This is a genomic window from Agrobacterium sp. 10MFCol1.1 (assembly GCF_000381165.1).
Taxonomy (GTDB): Bacteria; Pseudomonadota; Alphaproteobacteria; order Rhizobiales; family Rhizobiaceae; genus Agrobacterium; species Agrobacterium tumefaciens.
Window position 1 is genome coordinate 127396 of record NZ_KB906077.1, and the last position, 16972, is coordinate 144367.

The 16972-nt window shown below is 58.2% G+C and carries 12 protein-coding genes; 4 read left to right on the forward strand and 8 right to left on the reverse strand.

Annotated elements, in window-relative coordinates:
* Window positions 1–55: 55 nt before the first annotated feature.
* Window positions 56–4816, reverse strand: coding sequence for an NAD-glutamate dehydrogenase (locus F617_RS0115955; RefSeq protein ID WP_019565990.1), 4761 nt, complete (start codon window positions 4814–4816; stop codon window positions 56–58).
* Between the two features lie 541 nt (window positions 4817–5357).
* Between F617_RS0115955 and F617_RS0115960 the strand changes: the two genes are divergently transcribed.
* A complete protein-coding gene (locus F617_RS0115960; RefSeq protein ID WP_003492641.1) occupies window positions 5358–5927 on the forward strand; it encodes a CarD family transcriptional regulator in 570 nt (189 codons plus the stop codon).
* A gap of 62 nt (window positions 5928–5989) precedes the next feature.
* Here the strand turns inward: F617_RS0115960 and F617_RS0115965 are convergent, their stop codons facing one another.
* Entirely contained in the window at window positions 5990–6493 is a 504-nt protein-coding gene (locus tag F617_RS0115965; RefSeq protein ID WP_026330897.1) for a L,D-transpeptidase, read from the reverse strand.
* Between the two features lie 286 nt (window positions 6494–6779).
* Here F617_RS0115965 and F617_RS0115970 point away from each other — a divergent pair, with 286 nt between their 5' ends.
* The gene (locus F617_RS0115970; protein ID WP_003492637.1) at window positions 6780–7463 is read left to right on the forward strand and encodes a response regulator transcription factor; all 684 of its coding nucleotides are present in this window, start codon (window positions 6780–6782) and stop codon (window positions 7461–7463) included.
* Between the two features lie 117 nt (window positions 7464–7580).
* Window positions 7581–8036 (forward strand): cyclic nucleotide-binding domain-containing protein, encoded by a 456-nt coding sequence (locus tag F617_RS0115975; RefSeq protein WP_013636965.1) that lies wholly within the window; start codon window positions 7581–7583, stop codon window positions 8034–8036.
* Between the two features lie 18 nt (window positions 8037–8054).
* On the opposite strand, the gene F617_RS0115980 is transcribed toward F617_RS0115975, so the two are convergent.
* The 6 genes from F617_RS0115980 to tesB all read right to left on the reverse strand — a co-directional run bounded on the left by F617_RS0115980 (window position 8055) and on the right by tesB (window position 15570).
* A complete protein-coding gene (locus F617_RS0115980) occupies window positions 8055–8858 on the reverse strand; it encodes an exodeoxyribonuclease III (RefSeq protein ID WP_013636964.1) in 804 nt (267 codons plus the stop codon).
* A gap of 164 nt (window positions 8859–9022) precedes the next feature.
* On the reverse strand, window positions 9023–9697 hold the full coding sequence (locus F617_RS0115985) for an outer membrane lipoprotein carrier protein LolA (RefSeq protein WP_013636963.1): 675 nt from the start codon (window positions 9695–9697) through the stop codon (window positions 9023–9025).
* Window positions 9698–9852: 155 nt separating this feature from the next.
* Window positions 9853–12528: a DNA translocase FtsK gene (locus tag F617_RS0115990; RefSeq protein ID WP_019565992.1), complete on the reverse strand. Its 2676-nt coding sequence runs from the start codon at window positions 12526–12528 to the stop codon at window positions 9853–9855.
* Window positions 12529–12745: 217 nt separating this feature from the next.
* Window positions 12746–14095: an ammonium transporter gene (locus tag F617_RS0115995; protein WP_003516494.1), complete on the reverse strand. Its 1350-nt coding sequence runs from the start codon at window positions 14093–14095 to the stop codon at window positions 12746–12748.
* 28 nt (window positions 14096–14123) lie between these two features.
* Window positions 14124–14474, reverse strand: a complete 351-nt coding sequence (locus tag F617_RS0116000) for a P-II family nitrogen regulator (RefSeq protein ID WP_019565993.1) — start codon at window positions 14472–14474, stop codon at window positions 14124–14126.
* Window positions 14475–14685: 211 nt separating this feature from the next.
* Window positions 14686–15570, reverse strand: a complete 885-nt coding sequence (gene tesB, locus F617_RS0116005; protein ID WP_026330899.1) for an acyl-CoA thioesterase II — start codon at window positions 15568–15570, stop codon at window positions 14686–14688.
* On the opposite strand from tesB, the gene F617_RS0116010 reads away from it, so the two are divergent.
* The gene (locus F617_RS0116010) at window positions 15519–16871 is read left to right on the forward strand and encodes a ubiquinone biosynthesis hydroxylase (RefSeq protein ID WP_371179238.1); all 1353 of its coding nucleotides are present in this window, start codon (window positions 15519–15521) and stop codon (window positions 16869–16871) included. The genes tesB and F617_RS0116010 overlap by 52 nt on opposite strands.
* The last annotated feature ends 101 nt before the right edge of the window (window positions 16872–16972 follow it).

Sequence of the window (16972 nt, forward strand, 5' to 3'; positions counted from 1 at the left end):
CTTCATTTATGGCCATCCGGGCCAGTCACCCGGATGGCGTTTGTCGAATGGTCGATCAGCGCGTCTGAACGATATCGCCAAGCAGCCCCGCCGCCACTGTCAGGCGGGCGAGGTTGGTATCGCCGCTTTCGCTCAGTGCACCGAGTTCCGAGACGATGCGATTGACGCGCACGCGGTCGGCGGCATACCAGGCCTGAACCGGGTCCTTTTCCTTCGCATACTCGGTTAGGGCCGAGATGACGATCCGGCGTCTCGACAAGGCGATCTGGTCCTGGCTGCGCAGAAGAGCCAGGCTCTCGTAGTGATCGGCCGGCGTGATGCGCTGGCTGGCATCCAGCAGCCGCGCGACACGGAAGGTCGAGGAGACCGTGGCGTAGCTTTCGGCGGCGCGGGCAAGCGTCGTGCCCGCATTTTCGGCGATACGCATGATCTCTGGCACATAGACCAGCAGGGAAAGCGTATCCAGCTCTTCCAGAAGGCCAGAGGGAACACCGTCGATTTCGGTGACGCCAAGCTCGCGGCGATATTTCGCCGCTGCCGGCGATAGCGTCTTGATGGCAGTTTTCAGGCGCTCGATTTCGGTTGCCATGTCGCTCGTTCCAGCGCCCACGCTCCCGGTTTGCAAATAAAGCCTGCTTGCATCGGAGTAGATGCGGGTGATCGTGGCATAAAGTCCGTTCTGGACTTCTCCGCCGATCTTTCCGTCGAGCGCGTCAACCTCGCTCCAAAGACGTTTGAGGCCGAAACCATCCTCCACGATCACCGCTGCCTTGACGACATCGGCCGACAGGAGGCCGCTCGCATCGGCGAGTTTCTGCACGAAGCCAGGGCCGCCGCGGTTTACCACGGCATTGGCGAGCGCTGTCGCAACGATTTCGCGGTGCAGGCGATGCGCCTTGATATCGTCTGCATAGTTCTTCTGCATCTTGGCCGGGAAATAGTCTGCGAGCAGATGCTGGAGATAGGGTTCGTCGGGCAGCGGGCTTGCCACCAGAGCGTCGAACAGCGTCAGCTTGGCATAGGAAAGCAGCACGCCGATTTCCGGCCGGGTCAGCGGCTTGCCGGTGGCATATCTTTCGCTGAGCTCGGCATTGCTCGGCAAGGTTTCGACCTTGCGGTTCAGTTGGCCGGTTGCCTCCAGCGCGCTCATCAGGCGGCCGAGTTCTTCCCGGTTTGCAAGCCCAAGCCGCTCCGTCAGCGAGATTGCCAGCGATTGCAGGTAGTTGTTGCGCAGCACCAGCTGCGCCACTTCCGGCGTCATGGAGGCAAGAAGCTGGTTGCGCTTCGGCATCGTCAGGCGACCGCTATTGACCGCGGAGGCGAGGGCGATCTTGATATTGACCTCGACGTCGGAGGAATTCACGCCGGCCGAGTTGTCGATGGCGTCGGAATTGCAACGCCCACCCGCCAGCGCATAGGCGATACGGCCCTTCTGGGTAATGCCGAGATTGGCGCCTTCGCCGATGACCTTGGCGCGCAGCTCGGTGGCGTTGACGCGGATGGGGTCGTTCGCCCTGTCACCCACCTCGGCGTTGGTTTCCACCGCCGCCTTGATATAGGTGCCGATGCCGCCGAACCACAGAAGATCGGTTGGCGCCTTCAGAATGGCGGTCATGATCTCGAAGGGTGTAGCAACGGATTTGTCGATGCCGATGGCAGCGACGGCTTCCGGCGTCAGCGTTACCGATTTTTCGGAACGCGAGATGATCATTGCGCCTTTAGAGAGCGTCGAACGGTCGTAATCCTGCCAGCTTGAGCGTGGCAATTCGAAAAGCCGCTTGCGCTCAGCGAAGGATTTGTCGGTATCGGGATCCGGATCGATGAAGATGTCGCGATGATCGAAGGCTGCGATCAGCCTGATCTTTTCCGACAGCAACATGCCGTTGCCGAAAACGTCGCCGGACATGTCGCCGACACCCGCCACTGTGAAGGGCGTGGTCTGGATGTCGGTGTCCATTTCGCGGAAATGACGCTTTACCGTTTCCCAGGCGCCGCGCGCGGTGATGCCCATCTTCTTGTGGTCGTAACCGGCGGAACCACCCGATGCAAAGGCATCGTCCAGCCAGAAGCCGGCGTCGTGGGCGAGGCCGTTTGCCGTATCGGAGAATGTCGCTGTCCCCTTATCGGCGGCGACGACGAAATAGGGATCGTCACCATCAAGCCGCAACGTATCGGCCGGCGGTACGACGGCGTCGTCGACGATATTGTCGGTGATGGACAGAAGAGTGCGGATATAGGTCTTATAGGCTTCACGGCCTGCATTGAAGACCTCGTCGCGGGAGCCGCCAACAGGCAGGTTCTTCGGGAAAAAGCCGCCCTTGGCGCCAACGGGAACGATCACCGCATTCTTGACCTGCTGCGCCTTGACGAGACCGAGCACTTCCGTGCGGTAATCCTGGCCGCGATCCGACCAGCGCAGACCGCCGCGCGCCACTTTGCCAAAGCGCAGATGCACGCCTTCTACTTCGGTTCCGTAGACGAAGATTTCGCGGAAAGGACGTGGATCGGGCAGGCCGTCCAGATGTTTGGGATCGAACTTGAACGCCAACAGGTCACGCGGCGTACCATCTGTGTTTTTCTGGAAGTAGTTGGTACGAAGCGTGGCGTCGATGGCGTTGACATAACGCCGCAAGGTGCGGTCTTCGTCGAGATTGGGAACACCGCTCAATGCCGCTTCGATCGTCTTGTGCATCTCCGCCAGTTTCTTCAGCCGCTTCTTCTCGTCGATGGAAGGATCGAAGCCAGCCTTGAACAGCGCGAAAATATTCCGTGAAATGGCCGGATATTTAAAGAGCGTTTCGGAAATATGCTCCTGGGAATAAACGATTCCGGTCTGGCGCAGATAACGGGCATAGGAGCGCAGGACGGACACTTCGCGCACGGTAAGGCCGCAGGCGAGGATCAGCCGGTTGAAGTTGTCATTATCGACCTTGCCCGAGAAGGCAGCAAGGAATGCTTCTTCGAGTTTCTGTCCGTATTGCGGCAGATCCAGCGTCACGCCCTTGCCGACGGCGAGTTCCATATCATGCAGCACGATATCGCGCTTGTCGCCATCCGAGATGACACCGATGTCGAAGGTGCGCTCACTGATGACGTTGAAACCGAGGTTTTCCAGCAGCGGCACACGGCGCGACAGTGGCAGATGGCCATCCCGATGGAAGATCTTCAGCGACAGCGTCTCAGCTGACTGGCCTTCCTGCTGGTAAAATTCGATGCGGACCGGCTCACCCTTCACGGTGGCCAGAATATCCGCCATGTCGCCAATCGCCTCTTCCGGCGTGAAGGCTTCCTGATAGGCCTGATCCACCTCCAGCACCGGTGCACCCGGTTCGGAAAGGGCAACGAAATGGTCTATCCAGCGTGCTGCGATATCGCTGACGGCATCCTCCAGCTTGTCCTGCGCGACACGCGGCGTCTTGCCTTCCGTGCGGCCGACGATGAAATGGACGCGGGCGACAGCGCCTTCGGGGAAGGCCGGGTAATAGGCGGAAATATGCCCGTCATAGACCTTGCTCAGATAGTCGCCGATCTTCTCGCGCACATAGGAATTGTATTCCTCGCGCGGCACGAAGATGATGGCCGAGACGAAGCGGTCGAAACGGTCGATACGTGCGAGGACGCGCACGCGTGGCCGGTCGCTCAGTTCCATGATTTGCTCGATGAAGCGGATCAGAAGATCCGTTTCGATCTGGAAGAGATCGTCGCGCGGATAGGCTTCCAGCGTGTTCTGCAGAATGCGGCCGGAGTGGCTGTTCGGATCAAAACCGAAATGCCGCTCGACATCCGCAATTTTGGCACGTAGCAGCGGGATGTGCTTTACCGAACGCGTATAGGCGGTGGCGGTGAAAAGGCCGACGATGCGCAATTCACCGATGACATTGCCATCCTCGTCGAAGCGCTTGATGCCGATATAATCCATATAAGCGCGGCGATGCACGATGGACTTCACATTTGCCTTGGTGACGATGAGGAAATCCGGACCGTCGAGGAAGGCGAGGATTTCAGGCGTCGTCGTCACGGCGTCCTTGCCAAGGCGCAGCACGCGCACATCCGGATCGCTCAAACTGCCGAGGCCGACGCCGTCACCTCGTTCGATTTTCGCGTTCTTTCCCGTTCCGGAATAGGTGTAGTCGCGCATGCCGAGGAAGGTGAAATTGTCGTTTCGAAGCCAGTTGAGAAACTCGACGGCTTCCGCGCGCTCGGTCTTGCGCCGCGAGGAGCCGCGTTTTGACAATTCGTCTAGGGCTTCGTCGAGTTTCGACAGCATGGGCCGCCAGTCTCTGTAGGCGGACTGAACCTGCGCCAGCACGAAACGCAATCTTTCTTCCAGCGCCGTTGCGGCTTGCTGGGTCAGTGGGGCGATGTGCAGCTGGATGAGGCTGATATTCCCGGCGGGATCGTCATCAGGCTCCGCAAGGCGATAACCCGCCTGCGCCGTTGCATCCGGCACCAGAATGGGGTGGACCGCGAGATAGAGGCCGCGATAGCTGCTTGTGACCTCACCCATGACGGAATCGTAGAGGAAGGGCATATTGCGGCCGATAATCGTCAGAACCGTTACCGGAATATCTCGCGGGGTGACGCCCTCCACCTGGGCGATGCTGATATGGGGCGCGTCTCCAGTCCAGCGCGAAAGAGCCTCGAAACTGTGCGCCGCGCTTGCGGCCAACATTTCGGCGGAATAATATTCTATGTCGTCGGCGCTTGCTCTTCCATAGAGTATACCCGGATCAAGAAACGGCGCGTTTTCGGCAATTGCCTGCTGTCGTGCTTTTTCGATCTGTTTTTCGCGTTTTGGATTATTTCTGTAGCCCATTTGATGTGGATTCCTCCAAAAATCACACTTTAACGTAAAAAAGCACCGTCAATTTGCGGATTTTGCCTTTTCATTCGAATCGGATATTGGCGTGTAATTACGAAGAGTTTAAGAGGCTTTCGTGTTTCTTCAGTTGGGAAGTGAAATTTTTTTGCTTCTTATACGGTAGGGACCGGTTACGAAGCATTTGACAGTATTCCGGTAGCCCATTTATAGGTGGTTCTTTGGCCGCCATGTGATGTTGCGGCCACGGTCGAAGCAAATTATTGATTTGTGCCTATTTTTGTGGTACACCAACGATACTGATCCACAGCGTGGCATTTGTGTGCCCAAAAACACCACGAAAGCAACACCTCTTTTGCACGCGGTTTCCGTGACATATCGAGCGTTTACGTTATCGAAGCCCGCAATGCGGGAAGGTGTGTTTTTGCGTGCACGGCTGGACCAGTGCGGAGTCACCTGACGGTTCCCCCGTCTCATCAGGGCCTGACCGACCCAACCCCGGCGTTGCCGGGTATGTAACAGGGAGTTTTTAGAACGAATGACGACCCAGCAGAAGAAATCTCCAGCACATCACGGTTTCAAAACCGGTGAAGCGATTGTGTATCCCGCTCATGGTGTCGGTACCATTTCTGCCATCGAGGAACAAGAAGTTGCCGGCATGAAGCTTGAGCTTTTTGTCATCGATTTCGAAAAAGACAAGATGCGTCTTAAAGTTCCCGTCGCTAAAGCCGTGAGCATCGGCATGCGCAAGCTTTCCGAAGGCGATTTTGTCGAGCGGGCGCTGAAAGTGGTGCAGGGCAAGGCGCGTGTGAAGCGTACCATGTGGTCGCGCCGCGCCCAGGAATATGATGCGAAAATCAATTCCGGCGATCTTATCGCGATTGCTGAAGTTGTGCGCGATCTTTACCGTGCGGAAAACCAGCCGGAGCAGTCCTATTCCGAGCGTCAGCTTTACGAAGCTGCTCTTGATCGCATGGCGCGCGAAATTGCTGCTGTCAACAAGATGTCTGAAACCGAGGCTGTTCGCCTGGTGGAAGTCAACCTTGCCAAGGGTCCGAAGCGCGGCAAGGCCGTCGAAGAGGACGATTCTCAGGAAGAAGCCGCGTAATCACCGGCTTTCTCCTTTTTTAAAAAAACCCGCCAAGAATGGCGGGTTTTTTTGTGCCTGATCTACAGGATGCGAATTTTCGTACCCTTGCGCATATAAGGCAGAATGCGCCTCATGTCGCGGGGATGGAGAGCGACGCAGCCGGCGGTCGGCTCATATCCCGGGCGGATCATATGCATGAAGATTGCCGAACCGCGGTTCCGACTTCTCGACGTGATGTTCCAATCGAGCACGAGGCAAACGTCATAAAGGCCGTCCTTTCGCATCATCTCCTCGTGGCTCAGTGCGAAAGGGGACTTGACCAACCTGTTGTAACTGGCGCTGCGTGGCTCGTCGCACCAAAGCATGGATTGCTGCGTCCGTTGCATCGGCAATGTCGTGGCGATGGCGGGGGTTCGGTCGCCGCGATAAAATCCGTGCAGCAGGCGCGTGACGGAAATCGGTGACTTTCCATCTCCCTCGCGTTTGAGCACGGTACGGCCGTTGCGCCCGATCGCTGCGGGAAAGGTGAGATGCCCGAGCTGAACGATGGCCCGGCTTATTTTCAAAGGCGCCGGCCGAACCATGAGCGTCGATGCGCGTTTATGTTGCTTTACGGGCTGTCTGCTCATGTTTTTCACGAGATTTTGCTTTGCAGGTTATCTAACGTGAAGTCATAGCACTTCGTAATATCATGGCAATGGGTTGACCTTTTATCGGCAAACCGCTGAATTGGCTGACAATTAGAGCGCCGTGCCTTATTTCGGAGGCACAATGGATGCTCTAACTCTTTTAAACTACGCATTGCGCTTTCCGAAAATCAACGGCGATTTTTGGGCCGATGCGCTAAAGTAAGAAAGGCTGAGAATCCGAATGACGGCTCGCACTATCCTTTTGGTGGACGACGACGACGATCTTCGGGAGACGCTGACTGAGCAACTATCTCCCTATGAGGAATTCTCGCTTCTGAGCGGCGCAAACGCTGCGCAGGCGATGCAGACCGCAAAGACTGCCCAGGTCGATCTTCTGATCATGGATGTCGGTCTTCCTGACATGGATGGCCGCGAGGCGGTGAAGCTGCTGCGCAAGGGTGGCTTCAAGGCACCGATCATCATGCTGACCGGGCACGATACCGATTCCGACACTATTCTCGGTCTCGAAGCGGGCGCCAATGATTATGTGACGAAGCCATTCCGCTTCGCCGTCCTTCTGGCCCGCATCCGGGCGCAGCTGCGTCAATACGAGCAGAGCGAAGATGCGGTTTTCACCGTTGGCCCCTATCAGTTCAAACCCAGCCAGAAGCTGCTGACAACTGAAGACGGCAAAAAAATCCGGCTGACGGAAAAGGAAGCGGCGATCATCCGTTATCTGTACCGCGCCGGGAGCGCCGTCGTTACCCGCGACGTCTTGCTGGAAGAGGTCTGGGGTTATAACTCCGGAGTGACGACGCATACGCTCGAAACGCATGTGTATCGTCTGCGCCAGAAGATCGAGCGAGACCCCTCCAATGCCGAAATTCTGGTGACCGAGAACGGCGGATACAAGATCGTTCCCTGAACGAACGCCCTTTCTGCGTCCGAGAGGACGCAGAATATTCTAACATCTTGTATTTTGAAGGCCGATATCCGAAAACCGCTATAGTGGTGCAGGCGGTTTTCTGGAGTAGCAATCGACATGGCCTTGACGGATGACATCATGCTTCTGGGGCAAGTGCCGTTGTTTGCGGGCTTCAGCGACGATCAGTTGCGGCTGATCGCCTTCGGCGCGGAACGCCGCCGCGTGGCGGCGGGTCAGACTTTGTTCCGGGAACATTCACCGGCCGAGTGCGCCTTCGCGGTGACGTCAGGCCATTTCGAGCTATTTACGGCCGGGCGGGATGGAAAACCCGCGTTGCAGGCGACACCCGGCAAGGGGGCGCTTCTTTCGGAGCTGGCGCTTTTCACGCTCTGTGAGAGGAAATTCACCGCCATTGCTGCGGAGGATTCCGAGGTCATCCGGATAACGCGCATTCTCTTTCACCGGCTGGTGGAGGAGTTTCCCGAGGTTGCCGATATCGTGACGGCACGCATTCGCGATAATATCGCCGCACTTGCGGCGGGCGCGGCCCGTTTGCAGAACCGTTTCTCCTGATTTTAAAGAGCCAGCGCTTCAGAAACGGAAATGGGCCGTAACCGGAACGTGGTCGGATGGCCGGTTCCAACCGCGTGCTTCGCGCAAGATATCGATCTTTTCAAGCGAGGGGCCGAGATCCTGCGACGACCAGATATGGTCGAGACGGCGGCCACGGTCTGCGGCTTCCCAATCCTTGGCGCGGTAGCTCCACCAGGTATAAATCTTTTCACTATCAGGCACGTTCAGCCGCATCAGGTCGAGCCAGTTGCCCTTCTTCATGATATCGAGCATGCCGTCGGTTTCCACCGGCGTATGGCTAACGATCTTCAGCAGTTGCTTGTGCGACCAGACGTCATTTTCAAGCGGCGCGATGTTGAGGTCGCCCACGAGAATGGACGAGGTGCCGGGCACGCCGTCGGCGCGAAGCGCCTTCATCTCTTCGATGAAATCCAGCTTGTGGCCGAATTTCGGGTTTATCGACCGGTCGGGTTCGTCACCGCCAGCCGGAACATAGAAATTATGCAGCCGTATGCGGCGCGATCCAACCTGAAAAATCGCGGAAATGTGTCGTGCATCGCCTATACCGCAATAGTCCTGACGATGATCTTCTGTCAGCGGAATTTTCGAAGCGATCGCCACACCGTGGTAGCCCTTCTGGCCATGGATGATGACGTGCTCGTAACCGAGCGCCTTCAGCGGCTTCATCGGAAACTCGCCATTCGGGCATTTCGTTTCCTGCAGGCAGAGAATGTCGGGTTTGTAACGCACCAGAAACTGCTCCACGATCGGCATTCTGAGCCTGACCGAGTTGATGTTCCAGGTGGTTATCGAAAACGACATGCATGTGCTCCGCTTCTATAGCCTCGAAGCCGATTGTTTCGAGGCATGTTTCCGGGGCGCAGGCTTATAACATCGCGATGAAAACGGGAATGCATTTTAGCGGCAAAATAAAAAAGGCGACCGCAGGGCCGCCTTTTGAACTGTCGCCGTGGACCGCCCGGCCTTTAGCCGCGTTTGCGGACTTCTTCGTAGTTGATGTTGAAAACGCGTTCGTCGAGGTTAACGCCCGTCTGCACGTTGAAGATCATGACGGTCGTGTCCTTGTTCTGGGCATCGGTCGTCGTCCATTGCCTCAGATCGAAGGTTTTCGGGTCAAACATCAGGGTAATGGTGGAATCGCCGAACACGCTTTTGTCACCCAGTACGATGGTGGTCAGGTCCGACTCTTCCTTCACGTTCCGGACCTTCTGGTTGCTCAGATCGATCTTGTCGGACAAAAGCAGGCTTAGCGGGGTCTTTGACAGTGGATACAAATCCCATGTCTTCAGCTTCATGTTGCCGATGACGACATTCTTGCCGTCGGAGATGACCCGCATGGGCGAGGGGTCTTCATAATTGAATCGAAGCTTGCCGGGCCGTTCGATGTAAAATTTACCGCCGGTCTGTTCACCGCGCGGGCCAAACTGGACAAACTCTCCCATCATGGTTTTGACCGACGAGAAGTGATTGGCAATTTTCTGCGCGGTCGCGCTGTTACCGGCAGCCTGAGCAAATGCGTTGAGCGGCGACAGGCCGGCCATGACCGCAGCCATGGAAAACGCCGTCAGCACGCCACGTCGCGTCACGCCGTTCTCTGGTGTGTTTGCGGTGGCAATCTCGCCGGTAGTGAGGTCGTTCATTCTGTTCTCCTTCATCGCAGCGATTTTCCGCATAAAGGCGGCGGCTTCATGACGTTGAAAGCGTGTATTAACGCTTCTTCGCCCCGCTTGGTTGCCGTCTTCGCCTCACGCATGTCGTTATCCCGAAACCACGACAGCCTTTTGGGCGACGTGCATTACCGCTCGATGATGTCTGCTTCCGTTGGTACGAGTATTTCGCGTTTTCCGGCATGATTGGCGGGGCCGATAATGCCTTCCTGCTCCATGCGTTCGATCAGCGAGGCGGCGCGGTTGTAGCCGATGCCGAGACGCCGCTGGACGTAGGAAGTGGAGGCCTTGCCGTCCCTCAGCACGACAGCCACGGCCTGATCATAGGGGTCTTCCGAATCGGAGAAATTGCCGGCGCCGGCCGGGCCGCCGCCATTGCCTTCCTCATCGTCTTCCTCGGTGATCGCTTCCAGATATTCCGGCGTGCCTTGCGTCTTGAGATAGGCGACGATCTCTTCCACTTCATTGTCGGAGACGAAGGGACCGTGCACGCGCTGGATGCGGCCGCCACCGGCCATATAGAGCATGTCACCCATGCCGAGCAGCTGTTCTGCGCCCTGTTCGCCCAGAATGGTGCGGCTGTCGATCTTCGACGTTACCTGGAAGGAGATGCGGGTCGGGAAGTTCGCCTTGATGGTGCCGGTGATGACGTCGACGGACGGACGCTGGGTTGCCATGATGACATGGATACCGGCGGCACGCGCCATCTGAGCGAGGCGCTGTACGGCACCTTCGATATCCTTGCCTGCCACCATCATAAGATCCGCCATTTCGTCGATAATGACGACGATATAGGGCAGGGGCTTCAGGTCGAATTCTTCCGTCTCGTACATTGCCTCGCCGGTCTGGCGGTCGAAGCCGGTCTGCACCGTGCGGGTGAGGATTTCGCCCTTGTCGATGGCCTGCTGCACACGGCTGTTGAAGCCATCGATGTTGCGCACACCGATCTTCGACATCTTCTTGTAGCGCTCCTCCATCTCGCGCACCGTCCACTTCAGCGCCACGACGGCTTTTTTCGGATCGGTAACGACGGGGGAGAGCAGATGCGGAATACCGTCGTAGATCGATAGTTCGAGCATTTTCGGGTCGATCATGATCAGGCGGCATTGCTCCGGCGACATGCGGTAAAGCAGCGACAGGATCATGGTGTTGATGGCGACCGACTTGCCCGAACCCGTGGTACCGGCAACGAGAAGATGCGGCATCTTGGCAAGATCGGCGATGACGGGTTCGCCGCCGATGGTCTTGCCGAGCGCCATGGCGAGCTTGGCCTTGCTGTTTTCAAAGTCGCGGCTGCCGACCAGTTCACGCAGGAACACGGTTTCACGCGTCTGGTTCGGAAGCTCGATGCCAATGGCGTTGCGGCCAGGCACGACTGCAACGCGCGCGGCGATCGCGCTCATGGAGCGGGCGATGTCATCGGCAAGGCCAATGACGCGCGAGGATTTGATGCCGGGTGCTGGTTCCAGTTCGTAGAGCGTGACGACCGGGCCGGGGCGGACGTGAATGATTTCACCCTTGACGCCGAAATCCTCGAGAACCCCTTCCAGAAGGCGGGCATTCTGCTCCAGCACTTCCTCGTTCAGCGTATGGTCGCGAACGACGTTCTTGGGTTCCGCCAGAAGATGCACGGTGGGCAGCTGGAAACCGTCTGCGGCAATAAAGGAGGCCTGCGCTTCCCTTGCCACGCGCTCGCTGGGCTTCGGGCGTGCGGAAGGGGCGGTTATTCTGGGTTGGCCGCGCCCAGGTGCCTGTCTTGCCACGAATTTCGGGTCGTTCTCGTCCAGGCTGTGGTCGTCCGAGAGAATGCCGTTGGGCAATCGCCGACCGTCTGCGTCTAACGACGGTTCGTCGTCCCCGTCCGCATCATGATCGGGCGCGATGGAGGGAGGCGACATCTGGCGACGGGATGCGGCGCGTTCTTCGAAAGACGGTTCCGCGCGCTGGTCGAGGCGGTTGATCGCCGTCTTGAGGCGGGAGGGTTCGTTCAGCGTGCCGAATTCATATTCGTTGAAATCGTAAGGGTGTTCGAATTCGCCGTGCAGGGATTTCGACTTCAGGCCGAACAGGCGGCGAAGGCGGGCCTGCGAGATGTACCAGTAATGTGCGATTGCGCCGAAGGCGAGAATATTTGCGAAGAAGCCTTCGCCCTCGTCATCGTCTTCTTCCTCGACCTGACGGGTGGCGCGGGCCTTGTTTGCGACCGGCGCGCGTTCCTCCTGTTCCAGGTCATCTTCCGGGCGTCCCACGAGACCGGCGGCAAACAGCATCATCAAGGCGGCGGGAGCAGCGAATATAGCGCCCAGCACCGTCGCAATCGTGCCGGTGGGGTAAGCGCCGATGAAGAGAGCTGGGAAGCGCAGGATCATATCGCCGATGACGCCACCGATGCCGTTCGGCAGCGGCCATGTCACGGGCGCGGGAAAACAGCCGAGCGAGGCGGCGCAGACGATGGCGCCGGCGATCCAGGCGACAAGGCGGGCGGGTATCCGGTTGAACTTGCGACCGGCGATCAGGGCGATCGCCCAGGCAATCACCGGCAAAAGCGCGATGATTGCGGAAAGGCCGAGGAACTGCATCACGATATCGGCGAAGATTGCGCCGCCGTAACCGAGAAGATTGGTGGGTTGGTTGCCTGTTGCATAGGACAGGCTCGGGTCCGCCACGTTCCATGTGGCAAGTGCGGTAATCCCCAGCGCAATCGTGGCAAGCAAGGCAAAACCGGCAAGAGCCATGACCTGCCGCACGAAAAACGCCGTCAGCACGAAACGCGTGTGACGACCGTCGAATGTCGGAGAATTCATTCTGCCCATGTCCCTGAACCCGTAGTTTTTGTGGTTTCGGCAAGATCCGGCAGTTGACCAGATCCCGGATTGACAGGGAAAACTAACAGCTTGCTGGTTAATGTCGTGTTAACCATGCGGTTTTTTAAAAGCCGCTTCCGGATTTGCGGCAAAGAAAAGGCCCGCCGAAGCGGGCCTTCTTTTGGGAGAGGGGATGGAGAACCCCTTTTCCCGGATATCAGGAGTGGTAGGCGGCTTCGCCGTGGGTCGCAAGGTCGAGACCTTCGCGTTCCGCTTCGACCGGAACCCGCAGACCAACGATCACGTCGACGATCTTGTAGAGGATTGCCGAGACGACTGCGCACCATACGATGGTGATGGCGACGGCAACGAACTGCGTCCAGAGCTGCGAGGAGATGGAGAAGTCCGCCTTACCCGTGCCGCCAAGCAGCGGAGACGTGAAGATGCCGGTGCCGAGGGCGCCGATGATGCCGCCGATGCCGTGGACACCGAAGACGTCAGCTGTGTCGTCGTAGCCGAACTTGTTCTTCACAACCGAGACGAAGAAGTAGCAGATCGGCGAGACGATGAGGCCGAGAACGATAGCGCCCATGGGTCCGACGGAACCGGCCGCAGGCGTTACGGCGACGAGGCCGGCGATCATGCCCGAAGCTGCTCCCAGCATGGAAGCCTTGCCGCGGGTGAAGCTTTCAACCAGCGACCAGGAAACGATGGCTGCTGCAGTGGCGAGGAAGGTGTTCATGGTTGCAAGAACCGCACCGCCAGATGCTTCGAGGTTGGAGCCGGCGTTGAAGCCGAACCAGCCGAACCACAGCATGGCTGCGCCAACCAGCGTCAGCGTCATGGAGTGCGGGGCCATCATGTCCTTGCCGAAGCCAGTACGCTTGCCGACCATGATCGCGCCGATCAGACCGGCGATACCGGCATTGATGTGAACGACCGTGCCGCCGGCGAAGTCGAGAGCGCCCATGCCGAAGATCAGGCCGTTCGCGTCCCAGACCATGTGAGCGATCGGGAAGTAGACGAAGGTGGCCCACAGGATGGTGAACAGGATGACTGCCGAGAACTTCACGCGTTCCGCGAATGCACCGATGATCAGCGCGGGCGTGATGGCCGCAAAGGTCATCTGGAAGGCGATGAAGGTGTATTCGTAGATCACGACGCCCTGGGAGAAGGTTGCCGAGGTGCTGTCAAGCGAAACGCCGGACAGGAACAGCTTGCCGAAACCACCGAAATACGGGCCGGTGCCGCCGCCGAAGGCGAAGGAGTAACCGTAGATTACCCATACGAGCATCATGACCGCGCCGATGACCGTGCACTGCATGAGAACGGAGAGCATGTTCTTTGTGCGCACGAGGCCGCCATAAAACAGGGCGAGACCCGGAATGATCATGAAAAGCACGAGGATCGTCGCGACATACATGAATGCGGTATCGGCTTTTTCCGGAACGGGGGCCGCCGCTGCTACTGCCGGCGCGGCATCCTGCGCAAAGGCGATTGCCGGGGCCATCAGGGCTGCCACACCGGCACCCAGTTTGCCGAGCGTTGAAAACTTGTTGAGTTGCATAGCTAGAAAACTCCCTGTCAGCCGTGCTTCAAAGCGCTTCTGTGTTGGTTTCGCCGGTACGGATGCGCACGGCCTGTTCGATAGAGTAGACGAAGATCTTGCCGTCACCGATCTGCCCGGTTTTTGCAGCCGACGCGATTGCCTCGACAGCCTTGTCGACGACGTCTGATGCAACCGCGATCTCGATCTTCAGTTTGGGAAGAAAGCTCACCGCATATTCCGTGCCGCGATAAATCTCGGTATGTCCCTTCTGGCGTCCGTAACCCTTTACCTCGGTCACGGTCAGGCCTTGGATGCCGACGCCGGTGAGCGCTTCGCGCACTTCATCCAGCTTGAACGGCTTGATAATGGCCATCACAATTTTCATCTGGTTTCCCATCCTTTGTTTGTCCTCGGCACGGAGCCGACTCTCCTCGCGCTGGCAGATCAGTAACAGCGACTACGGACATACATTCAAGGGGCGTGCCAGTTTTGATGCGGCCTCTAAGTTATTGAAATATAGTAATTATATGACAGGCGTCTGAAAAACGGGCATTGGGTGGCGCAATTTTCGTCTATTAAATGTGCGATTTTTTAAAAAAGCGCATTATTTAAGCATTTGCCCTTTTGCGGATCAAACCTTCCTGTGCGACGGAGGCGATCAGTTCACCCTGTCTGGTGAAAATATTGCCACGGGTCAAACCGCGTGCTCCCGAGGCGCTGGGGCTGTCCTGCGTGTAGAGCAGCCAGTCGTCCAGCCGGCAGGGACGGTGGAACCACATGGCGTGATCGAGGCTCGCCACCTGAATGGCCGGATCGAAGATTGTCGTTCCGTGGGCATAGAGCGACGTGTCGAGCAACGTCATATCCGAGAGATAAGCGAGAATGGCTGACTGGAAACGTGGATCGTCCGGCACATCGCCGACAGCGCGAACCCAGATATCCTGCTGCGGTTCCAGCTTTTCCTTCGAAATATAGTGGGTCAGCGAAACCGGCCGGATCTCTATCGGGCGCTTGTTGCTCCAGTATTTGCGGATCGAAGCGGGTGCGTTGGCGAGGAAGGCCGCCTGCATCTCATCTTCACTCATCAGCCTTTCGGGCGGCGTCACATCCGGCATTTTTATCTGATGATCGAAGCCGTCCTCGACGATCTGGAATGACGCCGACATGGAAAAGATCGCCTTGCCATGCTGGATGGCGACCACGCGCCGGGTGCAGAAGCTTGCACCGTCGCGAATGCGTTCCACCTGGTAGAGGATGGGCACCAGCGGGTCGCCGGGGCGCATGAAATAGGAATGCAGTGAATGAACGAAACGGTCGTCATCCACGGTTCGTTGAGCTGCGATCAATGCCTGCGCGATGACCTGGCCGCCGAAAACGCGCTGCCAGCCGATTTGCGGGCTTTCACCCCGAAACAGGTTTTCTTCCAGCTTCTCGAGATCGAGTGTGGAGATCAGATTGGCCATCGGATCTGACGTTTGCGAGGGATGCGACATTTTTTCGGCCTGCTCCGGCTGTAGGAAGACGTCACATGGTCTATAGTGCGCCGATGATGCGTGCACAAGATTTGAGGAGAAGCGCGATGCTGGACGTGGTGGTGGCAGGCGGCGGTTATGTCGGCCTTTCCGTTGCTGTCGCAATTAAGCAGGCAGCCGGACATCTTAATGTGCAGGTGGTTGAAGCCGCTCCCGAGGATGTCTGGAAGAAGGACGTCCGCGCCTCCGCCATTATCGCGGCGGCCACGCGCATGCTCGACGTTTTCGGCATATGGAACGAGATCGAGCCGGAGGCCCAGCCGATCCACAAGATGATCGTCACCGATTCGAAGACCGCCGATCCGGTTCGCCCGGTGTTTTTGACATTCGACGGCGCGGTGGAGGAGGGCAGGCCCTTCGCTCATATGGTCCCGAATGTCGCGATGGTGGGTGCGCTGCGAGGCCTGTGTGAGCGCCTCGGCGTCGAAATCCGCCATGGTCTCAGTGTTTCCGGCTTTTCCGCCGGCCCGCAATCGACGGCTATTTCACTTTCCGACGGCTCGTCGCTTGAGGCGCGACTGCTCATAGCCTGCGATGGGGTCCGCTCGGCTTTGCGGGATATGGCAGGAATAAAAACCGTGCACTGGAATTACGATCAGTCCGGGATCGTCACCACCGTTGAACACGAGCGGCCGCATGAGGGCTGCGCGGAGGAACATTTTCTGCCGTCGGGGCCTTTCGCCGTGCTTCCCTTGAAAGGGAACCGCTCCTCGCTTGTCTGGACCGAACGTACGGCCGATGCCGACAGGCTGGTTGCTGCCGACGATCTGGTGTTCGAGGAGGAACTTGAACGCCGGTTCGGCCACAAGCTCGGTCCGGTCCGTCCCGTCGGTCCCCGTCGCGCCTTTCCGCTGGGCTTGACGCTGGCGCGTTCCTTCGTCGCGCCACGTTTTGCACTTGCCGGCGATGCGGCGCATGGAATTCACCCGATTTCTGGTCAGGGCCTCAATCTCGGCTTCAAGGATGTTGCGGCACTGGCCGAAACCGTGGTCGAGGCCGACCGCCTCGGCCTTGATATCGGCTCTCTCAACGTTCTCGACCGTTACCAGTCCTGGCGGCGTTTCGACACGTTGCGAATGGGTGTGACGACGGATGTGCTGAACCGGCTTTTCTCCAATGATGTCGGTCCCATTCGCGTCATGCGTGATTTCGGTCTGGGTGTGGTCGATCGTTTGCCGGGTCTGAAATCCTATTTCATCGGTCAGGCTGCCGGTACGACAGATGCGGGCGCGCCGCGCCTGCTTGCCGGCGAGGCGCTCTGATACTGCCGTTCCTGCCTGTGCCGGAGCGGCTTTTCAGCGATTGCCGCTTGACAGTCGATTCCGGTATTTTCCGCCGGAAGCTGGTGCCGCAAAGCTGAATC

Bases quoted from the DNA above. Each gene is read 5' to 3' on its own strand.
- F617_RS0115955 (WP_019565990.1), bottom strand. From the start codon at position 4,816: ATGGGCTACAGAAATAATCCAAAACGCGAAAAACAGATCGAAAAAGCA.
- F617_RS0115985 (WP_013636963.1), bottom strand. From the start codon at position 9,697: ATGAACGACCTCACTACCGGCGAGATTGCCACCGCAAACACACCAGAG.
- F617_RS0115960 (WP_003492641.1), top strand. From the start codon at position 5,358: ATGACGACCCAGCAGAAGAAATCTCCAGCACATCACGGTTTCAAAACC.
- F617_RS0115990 (WP_019565992.1), bottom strand. From the start codon at position 12,528: ATGAATTCTCCGACATTCGACGGTCGTCACACGCGTTTCGTGCTGACG.
- tesB (WP_026330899.1), bottom strand. From the start codon at position 15,570: ATGTCGCATCCCTCGCAAACGTCAGATCCGATGGCCAATCTGATCTCC.
- F617_RS0115980 (WP_013636964.1), bottom strand. From the start codon at position 8,858: ATGTCGTTTTCGATAACCACCTGGAACATCAACTCGGTCAGGCTCAGA.
- F617_RS0115970 (WP_003492637.1), top strand. From the start codon at position 6,780: ATGACGGCTCGCACTATCCTTTTGGTGGACGACGACGACGATCTTCGG.
- F617_RS0115975 (WP_013636965.1), top strand. From the start codon at position 7,581: ATGGCCTTGACGGATGACATCATGCTTCTGGGGCAAGTGCCGTTGTTT.
- F617_RS0116000 (WP_019565993.1), bottom strand. From the start codon at position 14,474: ATGGGAAACCAGATGAAAATTGTGATGGCCATTATCAAGCCGTTCAAG.
- F617_RS0115965 (WP_026330897.1), bottom strand. From the start codon at position 6,493: ATGGTTCGGCCGGCGCCTTTGAAAATAAGCCGGGCCATCGTTCAGCTC.
- F617_RS0115995 (WP_003516494.1), bottom strand. From the start codon at position 14,095: ATGCAACTCAACAAGTTTTCAACGCTCGGCAAACTGGGTGCCGGTGTG.